General features: G+C 74.0%; 4 protein-coding genes, 1 pseudogene and 1 riboswitch. All 5 genes and pseudogenes read left to right on the top strand.

From position 1 onward, the window contains the following. Window positions 1-172 (top strand): annotated as a pseudogene (locus G3I41_RS12860) (SPFH domain-containing protein); the annotation flags it as partial. Further along, a complete protein-coding gene (locus G3I41_RS12855; protein ID WP_164400345.1) occupies window positions 169-1,068 on the top strand; it encodes an NAD(+)/NADH kinase in 900 nt (299 codons plus the stop codon). The pseudogene G3I41_RS12860 and the gene G3I41_RS12855, both read left to right, overlap by 4 nt. Before the next feature lie 97 nt (window positions 1,069-1,165). Beyond that, window positions 1,166-1,672, top strand: a complete 507-nt coding sequence (locus tag G3I41_RS12850) for an NUDIX domain-containing protein (protein WP_164400344.1) — start codon at window positions 1,166-1,168, stop codon at window positions 1,670-1,672. Between the two features lie 50 nt (window positions 1,673-1,722). Beyond that, entirely contained in the window at window positions 1,723-2,217 is a 495-nt protein-coding gene (locus G3I41_RS12845; RefSeq protein WP_164400343.1) for an FBP domain-containing protein, read from the top strand. 63 nt (window positions 2,218-2,280) lie between these two features. Continuing rightward, window positions 2,281-2,375: riboswitch (TPP riboswitch) on the top strand. Further along, on the top strand, window positions 2,366-3,579 hold a 1,214-nt coding region (locus tag G3I41_RS12840; RefSeq protein WP_164400342.1), incomplete at its 3' end, for a cytosine permease. It overlaps the preceding riboswitch by 10 nt.

Below are 3,579 nucleotides of genomic sequence, written 5' to 3'. Positions count from 1 at the left end.
GGCCCAGGCGGCCTGGCTGCGGGCGCACGGCGAGGTGGAGGCCGCGACGCTGCACGCGCTGGCGGCCACCCGGCTCGCCGAGAACCTGCCGCACATCGACAGCCTCACCCTGTCGCCGGACGTGCTCACGGGCCTGCTGAGCAGGCTGGGCCGGCCGGAGGCCGGGGCGTGAGCCTGGCCCCGCGGGCGGTCCTGGTCCACCGCACCACGCAGTACGAGGAGTTGCTCGCCCGCCACGGCACGCGCGGTCAGGCCGCGTTCGTCCTGGCCGCGCGGGGCCGGTCCATCGAGGAGGTGGCCGGCCGGCACGAGCGGACCCGGCAGGCCCTGGCGGACGCGGCGGCGGCCGTTCCGCTCACCTGGCGGCACTGCCGGGTGGAGCGGGCCGACCTGGACCGGTTCCTGTTCGCGCCCGAGGACGTGGTGGTGGTCGTCGGGCAGGACGGCCTGGTCGCCAACGCCGCGAAGTACTTGTCCGGTCAGCCGGTCATCGGCATCGACACCGATCCGGGCCGCAATCCCGGCGTTCTGGTGCGCCACCGGCCGGCCGACGCGGGGGCGCTGATGCGGGCGGCGGTGGCGCCCGGCGGGCGGGCCGACGCGCTGACGATGGTGGAGGCGGTGGCCGACGACACGCAGCGGCTGCTCGCCCTGAACGAGGTCTACCTCGGCCCGCCCGGCCACCAGACGGCCCGCTACCGGCTCGGGCCCGATGCGGCGGACTCCCCGGCCGAGCCGCAGGCGTCCTCCGGCGTCCTCGTCGGCACCGGCACCGGGGCGACCGGCTGGCTGCGCTCGCTCTGGCAGGAGCGCCGCAGCGCCCTCCCGCTGCCCGGGCCCGCCGACCCCCGGCTGCTCTGGTTCGTCCGGGAGGCGTGGCCCTCGCCGTCGACCGGCACGTCGTTCGTCTCGGGCGAGCTGGGACCGGGGCAGGGACTGCGGCTGACCGTGGAGTCGGACCGTGTGGTGGTGTTCGGCGACGGCATGGAGACGGACGCGCTGGAGCTGACGTGGGGGCAGAGCGTACGGCTCGGCGTCTCGGAGACCTCGCTGCGGCTGGCGGTATGAGGGCAGGGCGGTCGCGGCGCCCCGTGACGCCCGCCCGCCGGGGCCACGGCCGGCATCCCCGTAGGCTCGACGCCCACCGCCCCTCAGGAGGAGCACCATGGCCGCCGAGAACCCCGTCACCCCTTCCCGTAACACCCAGCCTCCCCAGGCCCAGGCGGCGCTGGGGGTCGGCGTCGTCGTGCAGGACGCGCGGGGCCGGATCCTGCTCGGCCGGCACCACAGCGGTACCTGGGAGCTGCCCGGCGGCAAGGTCGACCCGGTGCCCGAGTCCGTCGCGGCGGCGGCCGTGCGGGAACTGCGTGAGGAGACCGGGCTGACCGTCCCCGAGGACGAGGTCACCGTCTTCGCGATGCTGCACGACGCCCTCGGCGGGATCAACCGCGTGACGATGGCGGCCCTGGTGCGCGTCGACGCCGGCACGGCGCGGGTGACGGAGCCGCATCTGATCAGCGCCTGGGAGTGGACGCCGCTCGACGCGCTCCCGTCGCCGCTCTTCGACCCGTCGGCGCAGATCCTCGCGACCTGGCGCCCGGACCTCGGCATCCCGCACCCGCCCGTGTACCGCCTCCCCGTCGCGCCCGAAAGGTTGCAGGTGAACCCCTAACCTGATTAATCGTTTGCCTAGGGCTCATAGGCAGAGTTACCTTCGTGCCCATGAAGGCCCTGACCGAGCAGGACATCCGCTCATCGTTCGTGAATTGCTCCAAGGGGGAGGCCAAGCGCCTGCCGCTCCCCCGTGACTTCGAGGAGCTGCCGTGGGACGACCTCGACTTCCTCGGCTGGCGCGACCTCTCCGCGCCGGGGCGCAGCTACATCGTCACCGAGCACGAGGGTGAGACCGCCGGGATCTCGCTGCGCTTCCCGTCCCAGCAGCGCGGCTTCCTGCACCGGAGCATGTGCTCGCTCTGCCTGACCACGCACCCCGGCGGCGGGGTCTCCCTGATGACCGCGCGCAAGACCGGACCCGCCGGGCGCGACGGCAATTCCGTCGGCCTGTACATGTGCACCGACCTGGCCTGCTCGCTGTACGTGCGCGGGAAGAAGGCGGTGGCCTCGGGGGCCCGGTTCAAGGAGAGCCTGAGCACGGAGGAGCAGATCGCCCGCACGACCGACAATCTCCACGCGTTCGTGACGAAGCTCTTCGGCTGAGCCCGGCCGGGGCCGGCCGCCCCCCGCGACGACGTCGCGCGGGGCGGCGCTATTCTGGCCGCCACACCGGACACGGGGTGCCCCGCACGAGGGCTGAGATCACACCCGTCGAACCTGAACCAGTTAGCACTGGCGGAGGGATGTCTTCATGTCGTTGCCGCATGCCCAGGACGAGCGCGCCGCTTTCGGCGGGCGCATGCCCACCGCCCCCGGCGATCTGCGCGTCGAGGCGCACGGGATAGCCCCGGTCCCCGAGGACCGCCGTTACGGCCGGGCGGGCCGGCTGTTCACCGTCTGGTTCGCGCCCAACCTGACCATGACCGGCGTCTTCACCGGCACCGTCGGCATCGCGCTCGGCCTGGACTTCGCGACGGCTCTCGCCGCCGTCGTGCTCGGCACTCTCGTCGGTGCCGCGCCGACCGCGTATCTGGGCACCTGGGGCAGCCGCACCGGAGCCGGTCAACTGCCGCTCGCCCGGCTGGCGTTCGGGCCGGGCGTGGTACTGCCGGGCGCGCTGCAATGGCTGTCGTCCATCGCCTGGGACGCCCTGATCGGCCTGTTCGGCGGGGACGCCCTGGCGCAGCTGTGCGGCTGGCCGTTCTGGCTGGGGGTCCTGGTCATGATGGCCGCGCAGGGCGCGCTCGGGGTGCTGGGTTACGAGGTGATCCACCGGCTCCAGACCGTGATGACGTTCGCCCTGGCCGCGGCCTTCGCCGTGCTCGCCGCGAAGCTCCTGCGCGGGGTGGACCCGGTGACCGCCTCGACCGCGCACGGCGCGGACCGGGCCGGGGCGTTCGTCCTGACCTGCACCATCGCGCTGAGCCTGGCGCTGTCCTGGGCGCCGTACGCGAGCGACTTCAGCCGCTATCTGCCGCGCGACACGTCCCGGGCGCGCATGTTCTGGTGCACGCTGGGCGGGATCAGCGCGTCCTTCGTGGCGGTCCAGACGATCGGGCTGTGGGGCGCGTCGGTCTTCACGGACCAGACGGCGCGCGGCATCGACTCACTGCTCGGCGGGGGTGCGCTCGGAGCGTTCGGGCTGCTCGCGGTGGCGCTGGCGGCGTTGTGCAGCAACGCGATGAACGACTACAGCGGTTCGCTCGCGTTGCAGACCATGGGGGTGCGCCTGCCGCGTCCGGTGGCCGCGGCGCTCGCCGCCGCCCTGGGATTCCCGCTGGTGCTGTGGATGCACGCGGCGGACACGACGGCCCGCTTCCAGAACGTGCTGCTGCTCGTCGGCTACTGGATCCCCGGCTTCGTGGCGATCGTCTCCGTGGACTGGCTGGTGCGCGCCCGGGCCCGGCGGGGCGCGTCCGTCGACCTCGCGGCCGAGCACGCCCGGCCGCGCGCGTGGTGGCCGGC

Source organism: Streptomyces sp. SID9727, assembly GCF_010550605.1.
GTDB lineage: Bacteria > Actinomycetota > Actinomycetes > Streptomycetales > Streptomycetaceae > Streptomyces.
This window is presented reverse-complemented; position numbering and strand designations above follow the sequence as displayed.

Excerpts from the sequence above, each read along its gene's own strand:
- G3I41_RS12850 (WP_164400344.1), top strand. The coding sequence starts at position 1,166 with ATGGCCGCCGAGAACCCCGTCACCCCTTCCCGTAACACCCAGCCTCCC.
- G3I41_RS12845 (WP_164400343.1), top strand. The coding sequence starts at position 1,723 with ATGAAGGCCCTGACCGAGCAGGACATCCGCTCATCGTTCGTGAATTGC.